This window comes from Oleiphilus sp. HI0066 (genome assembly GCF_001635725.1).
This window is the reverse complement of sequence record NZ_LWFH01001085.1, coordinates 1-902: the sequence shown is the minus strand read 5'-3', so window position 1 is coordinate 902 and position 902 is coordinate 1. Positions and strand designations below refer to the sequence as shown.

The 902-nt window shown below is 44.1% G+C and carries 1 protein-coding gene; it reads left to right on the top strand.

The window, feature by feature from the left end:
• On the top strand, nucleotides 1-731 hold a 731-nt coding region (locus A3738_RS13685; protein ID WP_197473857.1), incomplete at its 5' end, for an SLBB domain-containing protein.
• Nucleotides 732-902 lie beyond the last annotated feature (171 nt).

The following is a 902-nucleotide window of genomic DNA, read 5'->3' as shown; positions in this document are numbered from 1 at the left end:
TCCAAATTCGGGCTATTCCAGAATGGGTTGAAAACCATTTCGTAGAGTTAAAAGGCGAAGTGCGTTTCCCAGGCGTGTACCCGATTCATAAAGACGATGAACTACGCGATGTTCTTAAGCGGGCGGGTGGTGTGACGGATTATGCTTATGTGCCTGGTGCAGTATTTACGCGTATCGAGTTAAAAGAACAGCAAGAGAAACGCTTGCAAGAAATGCAGCGCCGTTTGGCAGAAGACATCGCCAAAGCGCAGCTTGTTGAAAAAGATGCATCGCGTCGTAGTGGTGATATCGGTAAAGCACAAGAGCTACTTGCTCAATTGCAACAAACGCCAGCGCTAGGACGTTTAGTGATTGATCTGCGCAAAGTACTAGCCGAAGACCTTGATTACAGTATTCCGCTACAAAATGGTGATGCGCTAACCATTCCTTCACGCAAGAACAGTGTTACTATTATTGGTGAAGTGCAGTTGCCTATCTCGCAGGTATTCGAACCGAAGCTTGATTACACCGATTACATCGAGCGTAGCGGTGGTACAACAGACAAAGCGGATGAAGATCGTATTTACATTATTAAAGCAAATGGTGGCGTACAACTGCCTGATAGCGGTCATTGGTTTGCCAGTAATGACGCGCAAATGGAGCCAGGTGATACGGTTGTCGTGCCACTAGATGCAGACAAGCTAGACCAGTTAGTACTTTGGCGTGANNTTTTTTTGTGTGTTTTTTTTTGATCACTTGGCGCGTTTTTTTTTTTTTTCTTATGGGTATACATTTTTTTGCAGATTTCTTTTTTTTTTTTGTTGCGTAAAGTCGGGTTCTTGGTACGTCAATGTGTGCGTGTGGGACTGTTTGCGTGATCTAGAGTCCGCTTACTTTGACTTCGACTATTTATTGCATCTTTT